This window comes from Brevibacillus sp. NRRL NRS-603 (assembly GCF_003013445.1).
GTDB lineage: Bacteria > Bacillota > Bacilli > Brevibacillales > Brevibacillaceae > Brevibacillus > Brevibacillus formosus.
Genome location: NZ_PXZN01000109.1, coordinates 1 through 2,954 on the forward strand (window position 1 = coordinate 1; position 2,954 = coordinate 2,954).

The following is a 2,954-nucleotide window of genomic DNA, read 5'->3' on the forward strand; positions in this document are numbered from 1 at the left end:
CCAACCATTCGCATATCCGTAATGGTTGATCGTCATCCCGCCATGGATTTGACCAATGAAAGTACCAAGAATCTCTGGCTGCGCATAAACTTCATAGCCTTCCGTTAATACGTTTGTCCCTTGCCCGAATCCACTACCTGTATTGGAGGGGAGTACAGGAGGGGGTGGGGCTGGCATTGTTGTCGGGGCTGGCATAGGCGCTGGTGCCGGAGTTGGTACTGGTACCGGAGCAGGCGCTGGAACCGAGACTGGTTTTGGTGCTGGTGCCGTTGTCTCCGTCAAGAAACTAGCTTTCACCCACCCGTTCTTTTGATCAGACAGCTTAATTTGTGCCCATTCCCCTTGCTTTTTCATTTGCAAAAACACACCGTTTTTGTCGATGATCTGCAAAATTTGTGCAGTGGCATTTGGTTCTGCCCGAACATTCAGCATGTCCACATTGCTTCTGACATATTTGATCTGTGGAACTTCTATCATCTTCACATACCTATTATTGACCCATCCGGTATTGCCGTTCGGCAGCTTTACCTGGGTCCAATCTTTTTGCTGTTTGGTGATTGGCAACCGCGTCGCTTTTTTGAGTGTTGCGACAATCTGTGTAGTCGTACCTGGCTCGCTTCGAATATTTAACTGATCGACCGCCACTTCTACATGGGTGGCCGCTCGCGCAATGGACAGAGGCATCAGCAAAATCAGGAAGAAAACAGCTAGCAAGCTGACATTTACTCGTAAAAGCAAGTTCCTCGTTCCCCTCTGTTTTTCTCTTATTTTTGGAAAATCCAGCTAATAGAAAGAACTTCTCGATTCATCCGCGTATTCCTTCATGTTTTGACATCTTTTGCTCTCAAAACAGCAATACCGTCACGATCATTCTATCTCCTGAAAATAGTGACGTATTTACTAGAAAAAAGTTACAGAAAAAAGGATGAAGCGAAAAGCTTCACCCTTTTTCTCTACTCTATTTCCTACCTACCATTTCGCTGCCCAAGCTTCTATCTCCACTTTGAGCGAAGGGACTGCCAATGCCGGGACGTAAGACATGGTCATCGCTGGCGGTGTCCCCCCGTGGAACTTCTCCCACACCTGATTAAAATGCTTCCAATCCATTTGCTCAGTTGCCCATATATTGATTTTGATGATATGGTCCGCAGTAACTGACTCACTTTCAAAATTGCGCAGTATATTCTGTAGCGTGTTTTCTACTTGTTCTTTCATATCTGTCGGCAGCTCTCCGTGAAGGTCCATTCCTACCTGCCCAGAAAGCACGAGCAAATCGGCTCCTTTTGGAACGACCGTCAGATGTGAATAGGGTCCCATCGGCGGAGCAACTGTACTAGGATTTTTACGCTGAACCTGGGGCTTCACCTGGTCGGTTTGTTCTTCATTGACGATCGCCAGTGTTTGGTGATCTTCCCAACGACCATTGATTTTCACATTTTTCTTGGCAATCCCTTCCTTGTGGAAACCAGCTTTTAGCAGCACCTTGATCGAGCCTATATTATGCGGCATCACTCCTGCTTCCAAACGGTGAAGACCTAATGTCTCGAAGGCATAAGCCACGACGAGTTTTACCGCTTCAGTCATGTAGCCTTTTCCATTGTGCTCTTTGTCCAGGAAGTAGCCAATCCAGCAGCTTTGCAGGTTATCTCTTACGACCTCAGAAAGGATGACTTCCCCAATGATTTCTTCCTGTCCTTTTTTCGCAATGACAAAAACGTACCCTCTGTCTGCTTCTTGTAATGCCATCGCACTCTTGATCCTGTCGATTTGTCCTTCCAGCGTGTAAAACGCCTCTTCTCTCGTCCCTGTGAAGTTTTGAAAGAAGTCTCTGTTTCTCACTTCAAGCGCCAAGAGGCTTTGTGCATCCGCTTCTTGTACCAGTCTTACGTAAATGTTCTCTCCGTTTCCTTGCATACAATCCATCTCCCTTTTTCGAAATAAAAAACACCACAGGAAATCCTGCGGTGCCCTAAAAAGAAAACCACAGGAATGCGACCTGTGGCGTTTTTCCACTGTATCCTGATGAATCCCACTACATCAAAGGATGGCCGCTATATCCGTTTTTGGACATACTTCTCCCGTGATTTAGACAGATCAAAGAAAACAGCGGTGGAGTATCCAATTCCTTTTGGCAATGACAATAATGATCTTTTTTTCATATGGATACCCTCCCTTCCGCTGTTTTTTGTGCATACCATTTCGATATAGAGACGATCGTAGCAACAACCGTTACATTTTTATCCATAAACTACTCCACAAGTATAGCGGCAAATGACATTCGTGGCAACAGCATCAGAGTCTCTTTTTGCAGGAGGAATAGATCCATGTATTTGTGGAACAATGAAAAGGAGAGAAGATTGTCATCATTCATAATCCGATTGCAAGAAAGAAGGGAGCTACCTTTATGACGATTCAACGTTTCGTTCGGGAGTCGCGCACGTTCAAAGCAAGCCATGTGCTGCCCACGGATACGAACAATCACAATACGCTGTTCGGCGGCAGGCTGATGGCGCATATCGACGATGTTGCTGCGATCTCTGCCATGAAGCATGCACGGGGGCCGGTTGTGACTGCCTCGACAGATTCCGTCGACTTTTTGCAGCCAATCCGGGTGGACAATGAGGTTGCACTTGAAGCCTTCGTCACATGGACGCATAATACGTCGATGGAGGTATTCGTCAAAATTGTTGCGGAGGATTTGCTAACGGGTGTTCGATGCGTCTGTGCCACATCATTTCTCACGTTTGTAGCGATTGGTGAAGATGGGCGGCCTACCCCTGTGCCCAAGATCGTGCCGGAGACGGAAGAGGAAGTATTCCTGCACAATGGTGCTGACAAACGAGCTGCGGCACGAAAAATCAGGCGCAAGGATAACAAGCATCTCGCGGATATGCTCGGAACGAGACGTCCGTGGGAGCCGTTATTGAACACCCCGTAACGCCAAAAAGTCCCCT

The 2,954-nt window shown here is 47.0% G+C and carries 3 protein-coding genes; 1 reads left to right on the forward strand and 2 read right to left on the reverse strand.

The features are described from left to right. Together C7R94_RS28690 and C7R94_RS28695 are read right to left on the reverse strand one after the other, a co-directional pair. Nucleotides 1–738 (reverse strand): SH3 domain-containing protein (locus C7R94_RS28690; protein ID WP_146142846.1); only part of this gene is annotated, 738 nt, incomplete at its 3' end. Nucleotides 739–969: 231 nt separating this feature from the next. Next, complete coding sequence (locus C7R94_RS28695; RefSeq protein ID WP_106785927.1) at nucleotides 970–1,914, reverse strand: GNAT family N-acetyltransferase; 945 nt, start codon at nucleotides 1,912–1,914, stop codon at nucleotides 970–972. Nucleotides 1,915–2,404: 490 nt separating this feature from the next. On the opposite strand from C7R94_RS28695, the gene C7R94_RS28700 reads away from it, so the two are divergent. Continuing rightward, on the forward strand, nucleotides 2,405–2,938 hold the full coding sequence (locus tag C7R94_RS28700; RefSeq protein ID WP_106785928.1) for an acyl-CoA thioesterase: 534 nt from the start codon (nucleotides 2,405–2,407) through the stop codon (nucleotides 2,936–2,938). Nucleotides 2,939–2,954 lie beyond the last annotated feature (16 nt).